Below are 19,139 nucleotides of genomic sequence, written 5' to 3'. Positions count from 1 at the left end.
ATCATGCCCGGACTGCATCGTTTTACCCATCTTCTGCACTTGCTGGAGCTGTGGATATTCAGCAATCCACGCAAGGTGCTGGCGGTTATCGCCATTCTCACACTGGCCTTTGCCCTGCGCATTCCCGGCCTGAAGATCTATACCGACTTTGCCGACCTCCTGCCGCAACAACACCCCTACATTGAGCTGCACAACAGCATCAAGGACAGTTTCGGGGGTGCCAACGTACTGGTGGTAGGTGTCGAGTTTGAAGACGGAGACATTTTCACCAACGAGAAGCTCGCGAAGATCGACCGGATAACCCAGGCGGTAGACAACCTGCCGGGGGTCAACCACAACCTCGTGTCCAGCGTGACGCACCGCAACTCCCGCAAGATCTGGCTGACGGAAGTCGGCAGTATCAATTCCGAGCCCTATTACGACTCCACATCCGGTGAGTATTCCCAAGAGGCCCTGCAGGCCATGCGGGACGATGTGTCCGCCAACCCGCGGGTATACGGCCCCCTGGTGTCACCCGACATGAAGATGGCCCTGGTCAAGGCACAGCTTATCGAAGGCCAGTTGGATTATGAAAAGACCTTTGCCCAGCTGCAGCAGTTGCGGGCCGAGGAAGAGCAGACTGGTGTGAACATCTATGCCACCGGTCAGCCGGTGCTGGTGGGCTGGGCCTACACCTACATGGAGCAGATCCTCCAGATCTTCATCTTCACCGTCGTCACCATGCTGGCACTGCTGATCTTCCATTTCCGTAAGGCCTACGGCGTGCTGATCCCACTGGGCGGCGTGCTAGTGTCCACCATCTGGGGCCTCGGGATTATCAGCCTGCTTGGTTACAACCTGGACCCTCTAGGGCTGGTCATCCCCTTCCTGATTGCCGCCCGGGCCATGAGTCATGGCGTGCAGCTGGTGGAACGCTACTACGCCGAAACCCAGGAGCGCGGCAGTGGCCCGGAGGCAGCCAAGGCCACCTTTGACAGTCTGTTCCGCCCTGGCTCCCTGGGCGTGGTTTCCGATGCCATTGGCCTGTCACTGATTGCCATCGGTTCCATCCCCCTGAATACGCACCTGGGCATCTACGCTTCCCTGTGGGCCATTACCGTGGTGTTCACGGTACTGATCGGCGTCCCTCTGCTGCTGTCGATTCTACCGACCCCCAAAAACCCGGAAATCCGCGAGACGGTTCTGCGCCATATTGGCGCCAGCTGTTCCCGCACCGTTGCCCGACCCGGCGCTGCAAAAGTCGTGCTGGGTGTAGCGGCCCTCGCCATGCTGGCTGGCGTGCTGGCCTCCTCCAATGTGCAGATCGGCGATTCGGAACCCGGATCCCCAATCCTGTACCCGGACCATGACTACAACGTTTCATCCAGGGTGGTGAACGAGCGCTTCCCCGGCTCGGAGGAGCTCTACATCGTCGCCGAAACCGAAGAAAACGGTGGTCTCAAGCGGCCAGAGGTGTTGACAGCCCTGTCGGACCTGCAGTCCCACATGCTGCAGGATCCGGAAGTGGGCGGCAGCAAGGGCCTGCCGGACCTGGTGAAGCAGGTTAACCGCCTGATGCATAACGATGACCCGCGCTGGTACCAGATCCCCCACGATGCCGGCTACGTGGGCGGCCTGATGTTCACCTATATGGCGTCCAGCCCGATCCCCGGGGCGCTGGATGAATTCAACGATACCGACGACCGCATTGCCAATCTGGTGTTCTATTACAAGGACCGCCAGGGCGAAACCATTCGCCGGGCTATTCACATGGCCAAGGAATGGATTGCGGAAAACGGCGACAGTGTGGAAGGCCTGACCATTCGTCTGGCCGGCGGCACCCTGGGTGTGGCCGCGGCGATGAACGAATCCGCCTTTGAAACCAACGTGATTGTCCTGCCGTTGGTGTTCCTGCTGATCTTCATTTTCGTGATGCTGTTCTACACCTCCCTCCATGCCGGGCTGATGATGCTGCTGGCCATGCTGTTTGCCACCACCCTCACCTACGCCTACATGGGGCTCAACCGCCTGAGCATCGACATCAACACCGTGCCGGTGATTGCCGTGGGCATTGGTGTGGGCATTGACTACTCCATCTACATGATGGACCGCATCCGGGAGGAAATGGCCCGGTTCGGGAACCTTCGGGATGCCGTACGACGCGCGATCTCCACCACCGGCATGGCCATCAGCTTCACGGCCCTGACGTTAATGGCGGGCATCATCATGTGGGTCATCTTCTCCGACCTGCGCTTCCAGTCCGACGCAGCGCTGCTGCTGTGCGTGATGATCGTGATCAACGGCATGGCGGCGATGCTGCTGGTGCCCTCCTGGGTGCTGGTATTCAAGCCCCGCTTTGTCACCGATGTCTACGCCGACGAGGACGGCATTCTCCACGCCGACCGTCACCCACACACACCATCTCCGTCGTCCGGTTCCTCGCAGGAGCAGGATGACGGTTTCGTGCCGGGAGAGCCGTACCGGGTCTGAGCCCGGTACCAAACTCCACCAAACCTGTAAGAGGATCTGCCATGCAAACAAAAATAAAAGGCCTGCGATTCTGGTGCTATACCCTAGCGGGTAGTGCCAGCCTGGCGCTGTTACCGATGACCGACGCCGTAGCGGCAGGGGACACCCGCGTTAACGGCTATGTCGAGAACGCTACTTACGGGCGGGAGGGCGTAGGGCTTTCCAAGTTCCGAAACACACTGCAGATGGAGCTGGAAAGAAACGCCGGAGATATCGGCATCTTCAACAATGTGCGATTCAACGGAACCCTCCGGGGCAGTTACGACGGCGTCTACGACCTCAACGACGACGAATATGGACGTAACGCGGGCGGGCCGGTGCAGTTGCAGGGGCTGCAGGGCGACGTCCCCCATGGTGGCGGGATAGCACCCACTCCATTCTTTGGCTTTGATACAACCCAGAACCCCAACGACGGCATGGTTGTGCTAGGCGAGCATCTGCACGATCAGGACAACGGTGTCGCCTTTGGTGTTCCGGTTCGTCCCTGCGACAAGGATGACCGGGGCTGTATTCAGGGGTACCTGGACAAGGACTCTGATGAGTTACGGTTTCAGGAATTCAACGACCGTGCAGACTTCATCCGCGAGCTGTATGCGGATTTTGATATCAACTTCGATAACGGCAACATTCTGAGCACCCGCCTGGGTAAGCAACAGGTGATCTGGGGCAGAACCGACCTGTTCCGGGTCCTGGACGTGATCAATCCGGTGGACTACTCGCGCAACAACATCTACGACGAACTGGAAGACATCCGGATTCCCATGTGGATCCTGCGCACAGACTACCGTATGGGCCCCACCGAGGTATTTGATGGCCTGGCCTTTGACGACCTGAACTTCCAGGTGGTCTGGAACTTCGACAAGTTCCGCCCCCATGACATCGGCCAGTGCGGACAGCCAAACGTCATCCTCGATGCCGGTTGTTTCTTCCGCGGCATGAACAACCTCTGGGAAAACGGCGGGACCGTAGCCAATTTCGCAGGTGCCACTCCGGATGGTGGTTTCGCCACCGACTTCGGGCCCGGGCAGATTGGTATTCGTGAGGCCCACATGCCCAGCTGGAGCCTTTCCAACACCCAGTTGGGCCTGAAAATGGAAGGTGTCTATGGCGATCTGGGCTTCTCGCTGAACGCGCTCACTTACCGCTCCCAGTTACCGTCACTCAGGGGTGGAATCCCCGCGCAGAACGCGTTCGACGGCACAACGGATGTCTATCCCAGCCTGATTGCTTTCGATATCCACTTCCCCCGCGTCAATCTGGTGGGTGGTTCCGTGGATTACTACTCCCAGGGCATCGACACCGTGTTCCGGGTTGAAACCGCGTACACCTCCGGTGAGGAATTCGCCAACACGCTGCGCAAGGACCTCTACTCCGAGTCCGATGTGCTCCGGTATGTGGTCGGTGCGGACAAGAACATCTTTATCCCGGCCCTGAACGAAAGCCAGGCCTTCCTGTTCTCCGGCCAGATCTTCGGCCAGCACATTCTGGATCATGAGCGCGAACAGAGAACCTATGGCGAAGCCGGCATCCCCGACTGGGAGCATAACTGGACCGCCACCTTGCTGATTCAGGGCTTCTACATGAACGGCCGTCTGACCCCGAAAATCATCACCGCTCACGACTTCCGCGCTCAGGCCACAGCCATTGCTCCCTCTGTGGACTGGCTGGTCAGTGACAATTTCAAGCTGACCCTGGGCGGTAATTTCAAGGTGGGTGACGGAGCGCGCGAGTTCGATGACTGCCGCTCCTGCAATCCCTGGGACCCGTTCACACAGACACCAGGCGTGGTCAATCACCAGCCGGGTGAGTCTGCAGGTCTTTCAGGTTATGAGCCCCTCGGCCGCTTCCAGTCCGGACCGATCGGCATGGCCCAGAAAGAAGACGAAATTCAGCTGACTGCACGTTACAGCTTCTGACAGAGAGGAATAACCATGAAAACAAGATACCCGAAATCCGTATTCAGCAGTCTGGTTATGGGCCTGACGGCGGGGATATTCTCCGCCAGCGCTTTCGCCAGTGACGAGGTGATCAATGAGTCGTTTCACCCTTACAACGATGAGACCCCAAGCCACGAAGGCCTCAGTGCCGGCATGACCATCGACCAGTCCAATGTGGACCAGTTCCGGGACATCGTCGACCCTGCCTTCCTCAACTTCATTGAAAAAGGCTGGACCTCGATAACCGTGGGTGAAACCACCTCGTTCGACCTTCATCCGGCCTATGTGGAAGCTACGCGCCAATCGCTGGGGAATGTGTCCCTGGGTGAGCAGGTTGGTGAAATCAACGGCTGGCAGGCCGGCCGTCCATTCCCGCAGGAGCCGGATGCGGACGACCCGCGCGCCGGGGAAAAACTGGCCTGGAACTACAAGTACGGCTACAACTGGGGTGACAGCGCCGCCATTGCCCCCTTTTACTGGAAGTATCGTGATATGGATTCCGGCAAAGTGGAGCGGACCATCAAGTTCAACTTCCACTTCCTGAACTACAAGGGCCGCGTGATCCAGGAGCCGACGCCGGAGATCACACCCAACCCCTCGGATCTGTTCCGCGCCATCTACCTCCAGGTGCTGGACCCGGCGGATGTCCGCAACACCCAGTTGCTGATCCACCGTGCAGCCGACGACCTCAAGCGGGACAACTCCTGGCTTTACCTGGGCTTCCAGCGCCGCGTGCGTCGCCTGGCCACCGGCCAGGTGACCGATGCCTTCCTGGGATCAGACCTGATGATCGAGGACTTCGAGGGTTACAACGGCCGCATCTCCGACATGAACTGGACCTACAAGGGCACCCGCTACATGCTGATGCCGTTCTACAACCACAACGAGATGAACCTGGACACCGAAACCCACCAGGATGACGACGGCTATCAGGTTATCGCCTTCAGTGGTCAGGGCGGATGCTTCCCGGATATTACCTGGCAGCTGCGCAAGGTCTATGAGGTTGAGTCCGTACCGGTCGATGAGAGCCATCCGCTTTCCCGCCGGGTTCACTATATGGACGCCCAGACCTTCACCATTCCGCGCACCGTGTCCTATGACCGCAAAGGCAGCCTGTGGAAGACCTTTACCATCGGCCAGGCACACCCTGACCATCACCTGCCCAAGAACAAGGGAACAGGTGTATCCATCGATGACAGCTTCAGCATGATCGACGTGCAGGCAAGCCACTGCACCACCGGCCAGTTCAAAGGCCAGGTCGATCCTGAAATGTCCCGCCCCAGCATGTTCAACGTACAGCATCTCCGCGCAACCGGCAGTTAAAGCTGGTGCTACCCCTTTGGGCCCGCCTTTGCGGGCCCTTTTTTGTTCAAAGCCAGTTATGCTGATTGACTGTAGAAAAGGAATGCCGACATGAATGAATCACTGGATCAGCCCCTGACCGTTGTAGTCTCCAGGCGTGTCAAAAAAGGCGAAGAAGCAGCCTTCGAACAACTGAGCAGCCAGATGACCGAGCGGGCAGCCAATTTCCCCGGCTATCTGGGAGCTACGCTGTTCCGACCGTCCTCGCCGGATGACCCGGAATACCGCATCGTATTCAGGTTCCGGGACCGGGAAACCCTGACCGCATGGGAAGAATCCGGAGAGAGATCGGAACTGCTGGAACAGATCGAAAACCTGCTGGTACAGCCCAGCGAGCGGGCAGTCACCTCCGGCATTGTCACCTGGTTTACCCTGCCCGGCCAGAACCCGGTGACACCACCCCCGAAATGGAAGATGACCATCGTCAGCTGGCTGGCCCTGTATCCTGCAGTGACCCTGGTGTTTGTCCTGTTCGGCGACCTGCTGGCACAGGTGCCCCTGCTGCTCAGGACCATGATTGTCACCATTGTGGTCATGCTGCTGATGAGCTATGTGTTGATGCCGCGAATGACCCGGTGGTTTTCGTTCTGGCTGTTCCCCAAACGCAAAGCGCAAAGCCGCTGATCTGACCGCTCTAGAGATGGCTCATCAGGGCACGGATTCGACGGTTGTCGGGGAAACGCTTCAGCAGTGATTCGGTGGTCTGCCGTGCCTTTTCCCTCTCCCCCAATTGATACAGGGCAACTGCGTAACGATACCCGAACAGCCACTGGCCAGGTTCAAGCCGTGCAGCCTGCTCAAGGTTCTCCAGGGCGGCAGGGTAGTCTTTCAACTTGAGGTTGATCAGCCCCCGGAGATGAATCAGCCTGGCGTCATCCGGTGATGCTGACAAGGTCTCGTCAATCACCCGGACAGCTTCGCGATTGCGGCCACCCGAGCGGAGAATATCCGTCAAATGGACGGCCGCCGGCACATAACCCCGATCTTTCTCCAGTGCGACCCCCAGTTCCTGTTCTGCCTTGTAGACCATGTCGTTGGCCAGCAGGTAACGGGCATTGAGTACACGACCTGAGGGCAGATCCGACTGCAGTTCCAGAAAGTGCTCATAGTCCTCACGAGCGCGTTCCCAGGCGTCGGAGTCCAGCTTTACGCCCAGCCTGACCAGTGTCTCGAATGCGGCAATGCGTACGGCAAGTTTGGGGTCATCAAGGCCCGGCTCAGCCAGCTTACGGATCGAATCGGCAGCGCCGTGGCGCAACACCCGGAAGCCACTTTCACGCACCACGGCGTGCTCGCTGTTCAGCAACCGCTCCACTACCGCTAACCGGCTTCCAGCCAGTGCCTCACCCCTTTGCTCCAGCAGCGTTGCCCGGCGCAGGGCCGGCTTGCCATCATCCACCAGGTAATCCGCCACCGCATCCAGATCCCTCTGCTGGATATGATGCCAGGTGTCTGGCTTGTAGAGCCCGGGCGCCCAATCTTCCACCACATCAACAGACCAGTTTCGATCCCGATCGGTGTGGCAGCTCAGACACACATCCGGGCTGCCGCTGTCTTTCGAGACATCCGGCCTGGGTATCATGAAACTATGTTCGCGCCGGTCGTCTATTTTCATGAAGGTACTTTCCGGCATGTGACAGTTCACGCACTGTGCCCCTTCACTGTCTTCAGGATGGTGATGGTGCTCCGGGGTATCGAAATCGCCAGCATTGTGGCACTGGGCACACACCGCGTTGCCTTCGGCCCTGAGCTCGCCACTGTGGGGATTGTGACAGTCACTGCAGACAACGCCGGCCTGGAACATCTTGCTCTGCTCGAAGGAACCCAGCACGAACACTTCCTCACGTACCCGGCCGTCGGAGTAATACAGTGGCTGCTCCAGCCGGCTGAGACTGAACTGGTCATGCACCTGGCCGCCGCCAGTGTCCGTCAGGCTGGTTCTCAATGAATGGCAACGGCCGCAAGTAGGCACCTGGGCCTCACTGGAGGGCGTCCCCTTGTGTCTGGGCGGGCGGTCCGCCTCACTGACCTGCCACATTCCCATGGCGGCCAGCTCCACGCCCGCGCCGTAGGACCTATCCTGCTTTGCCGCCTCGGCATGCCGGGTTGCCGTCTCGTGGCAGGCAGTGCAACTGACGGCGATGTGATCCCAGCCGGTTTTGTAGGCGTCGGTTTGTGGATCGAAATTCCGTTCCAGGCCGGTGGAATGGCAGTCGGCACACTGGTTGTTCCAGTTCTGATAGATGCCGGTCCAGTGCATGGCATCGCCGGGATGGTTCTGTCCCGGCTCGTCCAGACGGAACCACCGTTGCCCGCCGGCTGACGCATCGCGGGTATCCCAGGCAATGTTGAACGCCTGCAGCCGGCCGTCGCCGATATCAATCAGGTATTGCTGCAATGGATAGACACCGAAGGTATAGCGAACGGTCCATTGCTCTGGTTCTCCGTTCTCGGTGGTCTGGATGATGTAGTCGCCATCCTCCCGGCTGAACCTGGCCTTCAATACGTCATCGCTGTAGGTGGTGCCGGAGAAATCACCCAACACCTGCTCCGGGCGGGCTGGCGCCATGGCGGATGCATGCTGTGACTGCTTCCATTGTGCCACTTCCCCGGCATGGCAGCCCGCGCAGTCTTCCGGTTCCGCCGCCGCAATGCCACCGACAAGCACCAGCACCAGGAGCGCTACGACATACCGGAGAGGATTGATCATATCGTGAAGTTCCCCATTGCGAGCGGTTGATTTTTATCAGTTCGTTAACCAGCCGGGCCTTCAGGAGCCAGTGAAAAAGCTTGCTTCCGTTTCTCTAGCAAGGCGCAGCCCAACTTTCAGGCGAATGGCCTGTCACTTGCTTGTAACAAGTGTAGTAGTTGAAAATCCCGACACTGAGCAGACAAAAACAAAGACACTGCCATGACCAAGAACGACGTACCTTTTTCCCATAACATCGGGGTTCAGTCTTCCGATTTCGAGGAAGCCCGTTGCTTTATCAACTCCCGTATCGATGACCGGGAGGTAACCCCCCTTTCCGCCAGTGGAAAGGCCGAGAATCTTTTGACCTGGCAACCCCTGGGCAACACGCTGCTCTTCGGTGCCACATGGTCCGAAAAGGTCCATATCCAGTCGGATGCCCAGACAACCTTTCACGCCATACTGGTATTATCCGGCAGCATCTTTTGCAACACCCTGAGACAGGACATTGCCGCAAAGAGCGTACTGCTGATAGCGCCCGGAAAGCTGGCAGACCTGGTGTGGGAAAAGTCTGCCAGGGCGGTGGTGATCAGTCTGTCCAGGCAGGCACTGATTGACCATCTTGGCATAACCAGTCTGGAGCTGTTGCGCGACACCAGCATCATTGTGCCGGGCGATCATCAGGATGCGCGCCTGCTCAGGAATGGCATCGAGTGCCTTGCGCAGCAGCATCAGATCTGCGGTGGAGCCATCTGCCCCTCCATACAGAAACAGTGGGAAAGTCTTTTGCTGGCCCAGTTCTCGAATCAGCTCCACCGGCCGGGGATGGAAAACCCCACCATTCTGCCGGGCCGCATACGGCTTGCCTGTGAGTGGATACTGACCAACATCAGGGAACCCATGTCAGTGTGTGACCTCCTTCGGGTTACCGGCGCAAGCAGGCGTTCCCTTGAGTCAGGATTCCGTACCTACCTGAATACCACTCCTGCGAAATTCATTCTGTGCCACAAACTCAAAGGCGTGCGTGACACTCTTCGTTCTGATCCGGATATCAGTATTGGGGATGCTGCATTTTCATATGGCTTCAACCACTTGAGCCACTTTACACAGCAATACCAGGACGCCTTTGGCGAGTTGCCGTCAGACACAGTCCGGCAGTGTCGGGAGGCGCGCTTTATTGTTCCCAAAAAGGCCCGGTCCCGGGCGGAGTAATACCGCCACGAGCCGGGCAAACGCTTTCATGTTCAGAACGTCAGATTGAAGCCCACCGCATAATTACTCGGCTGTACATCATACTGGCCTGTTTCGGCCCATACCTTTACGTGTGGGGTCAGGCGCTGCTCCACCTTGAGGGTGTACACATTCTCGTCAGCGGCATCGAAATCATGGTCCTTTTCCTTGTAACCCAGTGCGATCCCCGCGCCATTGTCCGTCACATAATTGGCGGACACACCGTATGAGTCAAAGTCGGCCTTGCCATCCGGTGCCAGCGGATACGGCGAGTTCCGATTGTTCTCCCACACAGCGCCGAGGGTCAGTCCACCAATGTCATAACTGGCGCCTGCCGCGGATATCAGGTAGTCATCCGTAGCGAATGGCGGCAACTGTTCCTGCATCAGCATCGTCGTGCCAACCGCCAGACTCAGGTTCTCAGCCTTATGAACCATCCGAACGGCCCGGCCATCCACGTTCTGGTCGTTGCTGTCGTTGAGGGTGATGGCAGCGAAGACCAGTTTCGTTTTCAGAAACCAGGGCGTGTGGTACGCGAGTGTGCCGGAAGTCCTGTCCGGCTGGGCGAATATGCCATCTGGATGCAAATCCGCATGGGGTTCGTTGTATTCATAGTGGTTGATAGGGCCGTAGATATCTGACCACTGGCCACTGGTTCCCCTGGGGGCGACAACGAACAGGCCATACTTTGTCGGTAGCCAGAACTTGGCCTCCTTAACGTGGACGTCGGCTTCACCGTCGCGTCCGGTGGATGGATCGTCGGCACTGTTGGCGGCCGCTGCCAAATCCACTTCAACGGCATAATGCAGATTCAGCCCTTCCTCAATTACAGCCTTACCCTGCAATCCCAACTCCAGCTCAAAGGCTTCGGCTTCCGCATCCTGGCTTTCGATTTTCAGGGCACCGGCACTCAGGAATCCGTAGACATCCGGCTTTTCAAGCTCCACCGCGAGGGTGGGGGTTGCGACTGCTGCGGATACCGCAGCAGTCAGAATGGTTCTGATAAACTTCATGGTATTTCCCCTGTGGATCAGTTGAGACCGGGTTACTCGACGCACTTGCCGTACAGGCAGGTGGTGAAGCTATAACCCACTTTCCTCATGTCGTTCGGGTCAGCAGGGTAGACACCGTTGCGATCAACATACCGGTCCCACTCGGCGACCATTTCTTCCAGCTTTTCCGGTTCTTTGGCGGCCAGATCGGTGGTTTCAGTGGGGTCTTCAGCCAGATTGAACAGTTGCCAGGTGCCCGGGCCGTATGGGTTCTCCAGCAAACGGATTTTCCAGTCACCCTTGCGTACTGCAGAGCGGCCGTACAGCTCCCAACCGACAACGCGGTTTTCTTCAGCCTTGCCGTTTAGACCAGGGATCATGGATACACCCTGGATCTCGAAAATATCCCGGCCGTTGTAGGGGCTTTGCGGTTGCTCAATACCGGCCAGTTCCAGGAAGGTCGGCATCACGTCCATCACGTGGAAAAACTCGTGATTGATGTCACCTCCGGCCTCCCGAGGCAGGCTGAGAATGGCAGGCACCAGCAAACCACCCTGGGACGGAAATCCCTTCCACATGGGATAGGGCGCTGCACTAACCTGGCCCCACTGGGCGCCATACCAGATGTAGGAATCAGGGCGGCCAATGTTGTCGTAACTGTTGTCGTATTCGGAGGCAATCCATTCCTCGTTCTTCGGCAGAACTTCCGGGCTGTTACCGTCGGCGCCGTTATCCGATATGAACAGGATCACGGTATTGTCCAGCTCGCCTTTCTCTTCCAGGTGAGCCATGACACGACCGATGTTGTGGTCCATGTTGTCCACCATGGCCGCATACACTTCCATCTTGCGGGCTTCGATCTTGCGTTGTTCGTCCGTCAGCTCGTCCCAGGAAGGCAGCTCATCAAACGGCACATTGGCGGCCAGTTCATGACCCACAAGTCCCATTTCTTTCATCTTGCCCATGCGTTGCTGGCGAATGGCCTCGTAGCCCTCGTCGTACCGGCCTTCGTACTTGTTGATGTATGACTCCGGCGCCTGCAGTGGCCAGTGCGGGGCAGTAAAGGCGAGAAAGCTGAAGAAAGGCTTGTCCCCGGCAGCGTCGATGTAATCGATCACCTTGTCGGCATAGAAGTCAGAGGAAAAGAAACCTTTGGGTACTTCAACCTGTTTGCCGTCTTCCAGATAGATGGCTTTCGGATCGACACCAATAATGGCCCTGCCATCGTCGAAATGGCTGGCGCCACCCTGCACCAACACCCAGGAATGATCGAACCCGCGCGCGGCCGGGCTGAGTTCTTCGGTGCGGCCAAGGTGCCACTTGCCGGCAATGGAGGTGCTGTAACCGTTATCCCGGAGCACTTCGGGGAGGGTCGCAACAAGATCGTTCAGATAGCCTTCATAACCGGGTTTGCCCTTTTGCTCAGCAGTGAGCAACTCAGCCATATTGCCAATGCCGGCCTGGTGGTTGTCGGCTCCGGACAGCAACATGGAACGGGTTGGCGAACAGGTGGGTGCGGTATGGAAATTGGTCATGCGGATGCCTTCATCCGCCAACGAGTCCAGGCTCGGGGTTTCGATTTCCCCGCCGTAGGCGCCGATGTCGGAGTAGCCCAGATCATCGGCCACAATCAGAAGGAAGTTGGGTTTTTCGGCGTTATCGGCGGCAGCCATCATTGAAGCTGTCATCAGCCCCAGCGCCAGACCCAACCGACAAAGTAGCGCATTGTTTTTGTACATGTCATGCCCTCAGTCAGTTTGTTGTTGTGCCACGTTTTGTGGTCAACGCCATTCTGCTGAGGGCATGGTTATAGGGGTTATCCCGTATGCGCAGGGATTGTAGGATTTGCGCAACTAAATACGGATCACACTTCTTTCTGTTGCCAGTAAAACATCCCCGATCTTTTCCCGAGAACGGTTGCCGATAGGTGAGCATTGCTGGACTTGTTCGCAAGTCCATAACAGACATGCAAAGGCAGCAAGTGCTCTTCCCGGGGGTGACAGAACCGGGCGTGGGGCGCTCGCTCCCAATCTACCAGGCGCTTCGCCCGCTCCGACTCCGGCAAATTAGTATCGCCACAGGTCTGTTCCAACCATTCCTCGAAGGCTTGGTTGCGAGCCTGGATGTCCGGCGTCTGCTTCGAAAAGAAGGCCCTCATATTATGAAATAAAAAGCCGGAGCCAATCACCAGCAGGTTGTCATAGTCCAGCGCCTGCAAAGCACGGCCAATCGCCAGGTGGGTGCCGGCATCCAGACTGCTCACAAGGGAGAGCTGAATACACGGAATATCCGCATCCGGATACATCAATTTAAGGGGCACGAACAGGCCATGATCAAAGCCCCTCTGCTCATCAAGGCGCACCGGGATTCCAGCCTGATCCAGTGCCTGATAGACCTGTTGTGCCAACGCCGGCTCACCCGGGCAAGGATATTCGATTTCATAGGCCTCCGGAGGAAAACCATAGTAATCATAGATAAGCGGAGGCTTGGCGCCGGCGGTAATCGTCGGTACCGACTCCTCCCAGTGAGCGCTGATCACCAGTATTGCGGAGGGTTTGCCTAACTTGGTGGCAAGTTCCGTTAACCGGGTCACCATTTCGCGGTGTCCCGGGTCGCCCAGAAGCGGCATTGGCCCGCCGCCATGGGAAATAAACAGCACATCGGTATCTGTATTCATAGCGTTTGTGGCTCCGCTCAGAGCTCGCCTGGCCCAGTCGGGACTATCCCGCTCCGGTTCAAAGCCTTGATGGAGTAGTACCCGACCTTGATGTGCTCAAGATTTAAGGTATTGGCAATACCGTCAAACCGCACCAGGGTTACGAAGATGCGTATACCCCCGGCCCGACACTATGGAGGGGAGTGTGTCCGGACATCAAAAATTGGTCAGTTAGCATGCAATCATGGCCGGAACTAGCCGGCCATGATTGCAACTCGCCCCAGTCTGCGAGACTTGCTGGGCACCTATGAATAGCCCGAGCAAGAATCCTCAGATTCTCGCTATTGATTATTCCAGACACTTTCCAAAAGAACACGTCTTCATACTATAACCAATTCGTCCAAACGCTCCAGGTTCTGCGACAATAACCCCATTTTCCTCAACATACCTGTCCCACTCTTCCAGCATCTCCGCCAACTTATCCTTATTCGTAGATGCCAAATTCATAGATTCAGTTGGGTCGTTTGCAAGATTATAAAGCTCCCACTCACCCGTGCCGTAGGGATTTTCTAAGAGCCTAATTTTCCAATCCCCTTTTCGAACCGCTGCTCGCCCGAGAAATTCCCAGCCGATAACTCTTTCTCTTCTTTGTTTTCCTTCAATAGATTTGAGCATTGAAACGCCCTGAATCTGCAAATGTTCACCATTATTTACGGGATTTTCAATATTTGCCAAGCTCAAAAACGTTGGCATAATATCCTTCACATGAAGGAAGTCATCATTTATTGATCCCTTCTCAGTTACACCAAGAATTTTTATAATAGCAGGCGCTAATAAACCGCCTTGGGACGTGAAGGACTTCCACATTGGAAACGGTGTACTGCTAACCTGAGCCCATTGAGGACTTTGCCAAATATAAGAGTTAGGATGCCCCATATTCTCATAACTGTTATTGTATTCATTCTCTATCCAAGCCTTATTGGTCGGAAGAAGCGATGGATCATTCCCTTCCGCGCCATTGTCTGACATAAAAACAATAACAGTATTATCCAGATTTCCAGATGCTTCGAGATGGGACATCAAACGTCCTATATTATGATCCATATTATCAACCATAGCGGAATATATTTCCATCTTCTTGGCTTCCACTCTTCTTTCCTCATCCGAAAGATCGCTCCAACCTGGAAGTCCTTCAATCGTAGAGTTATTAGGCCCAACCGCTCCATCTACGATGCCAAGATCAACCATTCGGCCATGTCTCTCCTTCTGAATGGCCTCATAGCCTTCATCATAGCGTCCTTTATATTTTTCAATATAATCAACCGGCGCTTGCAAAGGCCAATGCGGGGCAGTGAATGAGACAAATGCAAAAAAAGGATTATCAGCGTCACTTTCCTCAAGATATTGAATCATCCTATCGACATAAAAATCCGAGGAAAAGAAACCTTCTGGCAATTCAACTTCTTTCCCGTTATCGCGGTATATCGCCTTAGGATCAGCGCCAATTATTGCTCTCTGATCATCGAAGTGGCTGGCGCCACCCTGCATTAATGCAAAAGACTTATCGAAACCGCGCCCTGCAGGACTGATTTCTGCGCTGCGGCCAAGGTGCCATTTACCGACCATAAATGTTTCATAACCGTTCTCTTTTAAAACTTCTGGCAATGAAATTGTAGAAAAATTCAGATATCCTTCGTAGCCAGGCTGCCCTTTTTGATCTTCAGTTAGCACCTCCTTCATATTTCCAAGCCCAACCAAGTGATTATCTATACCGGTAAAAAGCATAGCTCTCGTTGGCGAACATGTTGGAGCAGTATGAAAGTCGGTCAATCTAACCCCCGAATCCGCTAATGAGTCCAAGCTTGGTGTTTCAATCTCCCCCCCAAATCGTCCAATATCTGAATATCCCAGATCATCAGCGACAATTATAATAAAGTTCGGTCTGTTTTTTGCTTCAGCCAAACTTGAAACAGGAGCTATAATAAGTAAAATAAAAATAAGGCAAAAATGCAATTTGTATTTATTTTCAACTAAATCTAACATATTAACCCCTTATCGTTTTTTGTAATTTGAAAATCATATTGATGGTGTTCGGTCGTCATAGAGCTTGAACACCACGTAATCCAAGACGGTTTCATCAGTCTCACGCAGAACAATGGAATGATGGTCATGCCATGCCAGTATTTTCAGTGGATTTTTCGCTTAGACTCATCAGACATAACCCCAATAATGCTCATTCGGTCTACGTAGTGCTTCCTAGCAGCGGCCACATAAGGACTTGCATGCCAAGTTCTCCCACTTTAATCCACCTCTAGGTGCCATGTTTCGCCTTTTTTGTGAATTATGATTGATCGATTCTGATATGAAGGAGAACCTGAAATCATTCCCTCAACCTTCTACCATCTTCATTAATCTCGATTGTATAAAAATCAGAACCCAGCCAGTAGCACGAGAAGAATTATTTCTAAAGCTAAACAGTAATTTTTAAAAGCCAAGATTGAGATTAAGATGTCAGAACAATACCGTCTAATACCATTTTTAAACACACTCATTACTTTTTAGGTATGCACTGACGACTTCTACCAACGCTACCAATCAGAATCAAAATGGTAGGGTTCGGCAAAAGAAAGAAAAAAGCTTATCCGGGAACTGAGGCGCCTGTGACATAACTTGCATTGCCGAGCGCCATGATCATCCGTGATGCATAAAAGGTATAGGGGAAGCAGTCCGAAAGTATTGGAGGGAATATAGAGGCTTTTTTAAGATTGATCTGAGTAAAAAAGGAAAAATTATTCATAAATTGCGTTCGCGAACTAGGCGCAACATTCACTCATTTTGCGACTGCAAAAATTCGACACAAAAACAAGAGGTATTAGCGATGTTGATTTCAATCGAAGCAGGTGGTTTTCCCGACTCCAGACCTGCATGTTACAGTGAGCGGCGAGCTCTATCGCACGTCAAAAAGTCTAACGGTAGAAATCTTCTGCTTGCCAGTTTATTCTCTGCTGCTTCGGGTCTTGCCCACGCCGATATTCCATCTTTGCCAGGAGCATACTTCCCCTTTCCAGAAGAAACAAAGGTAGGGTTACTTCACCTACAATATGGAGAAGCCGACGAAGCCTATAACGGCGGAGAAAAAGTCGCTGATGACCTGGATATTTCACTGAAGCAGGCGGTGTTTCGTTATCTACATTATGAAGAGTGGAACGGAATGCCAGTTTTAGTTGAGGGTGGGATTCCAATTGCCAAACAGGAGAACGGGCGAGCAGGTGACTCTTGGTCTGGTTTAGGCGATGTCTTCTTTGGCGGTGTGCTCTGGCCCTACTCAGATCGTGCTCTCGGGCGGTTTGCCGGCATCGGTCTGCGTGCTTCAGCACCAACCGGTGATCACAAAGGCGAGGGTTTTGTGGCCAGTAACGATCGCTGGGCTTATAACCTTCAAGGCGCATATATTCATCGCTTGGGTGAGAGCAAATTGTCCGCCGAAGGTGTGGCTGAATACGAGCTCTACTCTGACACTGACAAAGCTGGTATCGAGACCGACCCACTGTATCAGGTATACGCGAGCCTGCGTTACGACATCTCTCGGAAGCTCAGCCTGTCAATGCAGTACAAACATAAATGGGGTGCCGAACAGCAGCTAGCTGGCAACGATCTGCATGACGGGTTCGATAACAGCGCTTTCAGTCTGATTGCCGCAGGCTTTGTTGCACCCCGGGTTCATATTCTTGGCCATATCCAGCAGGATCTAGATGTTGAGCAGGGCCCAAAGCTTACCTTCGCCCAAGTACGCTTGGGTTATCTGTTCTGATTCACAATGGATGGAACTTAAGATGAAACTGCAGATTACGTTTGCTAGCTGGAGCCCGCGGGAGGAATAGAGGCCAAAAAACTCCATGCTCTGTTCGGCAACAATTAGTAAGACCGGTTAACGACATTTTTTGGCCGACCGGACAACGTAGTTGAAGCCGAACAGAGTTTCCGCATTGTCGTTACAAATATGAATCCTACATACATGGAAACAAAGGGGAGAGGGGGATTCCGAGCTAATCTCTTTTATCGCACTCTGTTCACCACTCAGCGCTGCAGGAACGCTTGGAATACATACAACTATTGGTTGACGAGCTCTTTCGGATATTTCTGATGATGCATCAGAAAAAGATCTCAGACATTTCTTGCAAAGTCCCTCTAACTTTAATGGGATAGCATTGGTAGAAAAATATTCGCGAACCCAATACAGCACATCGGACCGTATCTGTAATACAGCGGCCTGAGAGGGCTTTGTGTTTGAGAAATCAGAAAGAAAGTTTATTCGCACCGCTGTTTAAAAGACCGATGGCAGCGGCTCATGGGCTGCCACACTAACATGCAGCTTTTACCCATGCTCCTGACCATAATCAAGGTTATGCTTGCTTGCCCTTGCGCTGTATGGGTTTGTTGATTTTACCAACTACCTTCAACGACAAATCACTCTTCGGCGTGATGCAGCACGCCAGCACTTGCCTGTCGGCAATCGCATCGTTATCAATGTGGGCTTTGCTCATAGGACGTGCTATGTAATCACCCTCAATCACTTCGACTTTACAAACGCCACAACCTCCACCGCGACAACCAACCTGAATGCCTTTTTTTCCTGAGCCAATCATACAATCCAATACGCTCTGGCCGGGATGGCATGCGAAATCAAGCTCCAACTCATCCAGATGCACCCAATACTGCATATCGAGCCCCCCCTTTCTTATCGTTGTACCCGGCTTCCGAAACAGGCCGCCCTAGAGGGCACCTGTTCCGATGCTGTTCCTCAGGTCATTACGTTCAAAAAGCTTTCTCTGGGAATGTTGTCCTGAGAAAATTGCGCAGGTCCCATCTGTGAGGTATCCCATGTCAGGGTTGGGGTATCGGGATAATGCACATAACCTCCAGAAAAAACCTCGTTGCGGTTTCCGGACGGGTCAAAGAAATAGATCGTATTCCCCCTCGTAACGCCGTGGCGATTGGGGCCAACATCGACAGGAATCCGGTACTTTCCAATCATGTCTGCTGCATAAATGACGTCCGTGGCAGACTCAAGAAGGAAGGAAACGTGATGGAACCGCCCCGCTTCCGGCTGAAAAACGAAAGCCACGTCGTGAGGTTTGGTGGAACATGTCAGGAACAGTGCAAGGGAATCCCGACTTTCCTCATCTTCTATCCGCTCGCTAAGGTCAAAGTCAAACACCTCCCTGAACAACCGAGCACTTTCATCAATATTCGGCCCTCCCAGGAGACAGTGATCCAGGCGGTTGATCCGAAATCCTCTAATGACGCCCTCATCGGGCATAACGCCAGGGTTGCGGGTACCCAGGGTATTGCCGATCTGTTCCTTCTCGGCAAAAAGCTGCATACGATGGCCGGACGGAAGAATAAACTCCAGGCGACGGCCGCTCTTCGGATAAACTCCAGCATCCACCCGCGACACTTCTAGCCCGAATGCCTGAATTTTTGGTTCGAGATCGGTCAGGGTCTGGTCGTCATAAACCTTGAATGCCACGTAATCCAGACCCGCTTCGTCGGCTTCCCGCAGAACAATGGAGTGGTGATCGTGCTCATCCCAGGCTTTGCAGTATATTTTCTGCTCAGCATCATCAGACATCACCTCAATGAGTCCCATACGGTCCACGTAATGTTTTCTGGCATCGGCCAGATCGAGAACCCGTATACTAATTTCTCCCAGTCTTAAAACACCTCTGAGTGCCATGCTTCACCTCTTGTTCTTGTCAGGGTAA

The 19,139-nt window shown here is 54.4% G+C and carries 13 protein-coding genes; 6 read left to right on the top strand and 7 right to left on the bottom strand.

Annotated elements, in window-relative coordinates; genetic code table 11:
* Positions 1–3: 3 nt before the first annotated feature.
* From FO268_RS08205 to FO268_RS08190, 4 genes are all read left to right on the top strand, one after another.
* Positions 4–2,469, top strand: a complete 2,466-nt coding sequence (locus FO268_RS08205) for an efflux RND transporter permease subunit (RefSeq protein WP_225316550.1) — start codon at positions 4–6, stop codon at positions 2,467–2,469.
* 41 nt (positions 2,470–2,510) lie between these two features.
* Positions 2,511–4,424 (top strand): DUF1302 family protein, encoded by a 1,914-nt coding sequence (locus FO268_RS08200; RefSeq protein WP_150991873.1) that lies wholly within the window; start codon positions 2,511–2,513, stop codon positions 4,422–4,424.
* Positions 4,425–4,439: 15 nt separating this feature from the next.
* Positions 4,440–5,768, top strand: a complete 1,329-nt coding sequence (locus tag FO268_RS08195) for a DUF1329 domain-containing protein (RefSeq protein WP_150991871.1) — start codon at positions 4,440–4,442, stop codon at positions 5,766–5,768.
* Positions 5,769–5,858: 90 nt separating this feature from the next.
* Positions 5,859–6,431 (top strand): antibiotic biosynthesis monooxygenase, encoded by a 573-nt coding sequence (locus FO268_RS08190; RefSeq protein WP_150991869.1) that lies wholly within the window; start codon positions 5,859–5,861, stop codon positions 6,429–6,431.
* 10 nt (positions 6,432–6,441) lie between these two features.
* Here FO268_RS08190 and FO268_RS08185 read toward each other — a convergent pair whose 3' ends face one another.
* Positions 6,442–8,517, bottom strand: a complete 2,076-nt coding sequence (locus FO268_RS08185; RefSeq protein WP_150991867.1) for a tetratricopeptide repeat protein — start codon at positions 8,515–8,517, stop codon at positions 6,442–6,444.
* Between the two features lie 201 nt (positions 8,518–8,718).
* Here FO268_RS08185 and FO268_RS08180 point away from each other — a divergent pair, with 201 nt between their 5' ends.
* Entirely contained in the window at positions 8,719–9,708 is a 990-nt protein-coding gene (locus tag FO268_RS08180; protein WP_150991865.1) for an AraC family transcriptional regulator, read from the top strand.
* A gap of 32 nt (positions 9,709–9,740) precedes the next feature.
* Here the strand turns inward: FO268_RS08180 and FO268_RS08175 are convergent, their stop codons facing one another.
* From FO268_RS08175 to FO268_RS08155, 4 genes are all read right to left on the bottom strand, one after another.
* A complete protein-coding gene (locus FO268_RS08175) occupies positions 9,741–10,739 on the bottom strand; it encodes a porin (RefSeq protein WP_150991863.1) in 999 nt (332 codons plus the stop codon).
* A gap of 32 nt (positions 10,740–10,771) precedes the next feature.
* A complete protein-coding gene (locus FO268_RS08170) occupies positions 10,772–12,457 on the bottom strand; it encodes an arylsulfatase (protein WP_225316549.1) in 1,686 nt (561 codons plus the stop codon).
* A 125-nt stretch (positions 12,458–12,582) separates the two neighbouring features.
* On the bottom strand, positions 12,583–13,395 hold the full coding sequence (locus FO268_RS08165; RefSeq protein WP_150991861.1) for a DODA-type extradiol aromatic ring-opening family dioxygenase: 813 nt from the start codon (positions 13,393–13,395) through the stop codon (positions 12,583–12,585).
* A 327-nt stretch (positions 13,396–13,722) separates the two neighbouring features.
* Positions 13,723–15,417, bottom strand: coding sequence for an arylsulfatase (locus FO268_RS08155; protein ID WP_150991859.1), 1,695 nt, complete (start codon positions 15,415–15,417; stop codon positions 13,723–13,725).
* Between the two features lie 835 nt (positions 15,418–16,252).
* Here FO268_RS08155 and FO268_RS08150 point away from each other — a divergent pair.
* A complete protein-coding gene (locus tag FO268_RS08150; protein WP_150991858.1) occupies positions 16,253–17,185 on the top strand; it encodes a transporter in 933 nt (310 codons plus the stop codon).
* A 592-nt stretch (positions 17,186–17,777) separates the two neighbouring features.
* On the opposite strand, the gene FO268_RS08145 is transcribed toward FO268_RS08150, so the two are convergent.
* Positions 17,778–18,095 (bottom strand): 2Fe-2S iron-sulfur cluster-binding protein, encoded by a 318-nt coding sequence (locus FO268_RS08145; protein WP_150991855.1) that lies wholly within the window; start codon positions 18,093–18,095, stop codon positions 17,778–17,780.
* A gap of 80 nt (positions 18,096–18,175) precedes the next feature.
* A complete protein-coding gene (locus tag FO268_RS08140) occupies positions 18,176–19,111 on the bottom strand; it encodes a catechol 2,3-dioxygenase (protein ID WP_150991853.1) in 936 nt (311 codons plus the stop codon).
* Between the last annotated feature and the right edge of the window lie 28 nt (positions 19,112–19,139).

Source organism: Marinobacter denitrificans (genome assembly GCF_008795955.1).
Lineage (GTDB): Bacteria > Pseudomonadota > Gammaproteobacteria > Pseudomonadales > Oleiphilaceae > Marinobacter > Marinobacter denitrificans.
This window is presented reverse-complemented; position numbering and strand designations above follow the sequence as displayed.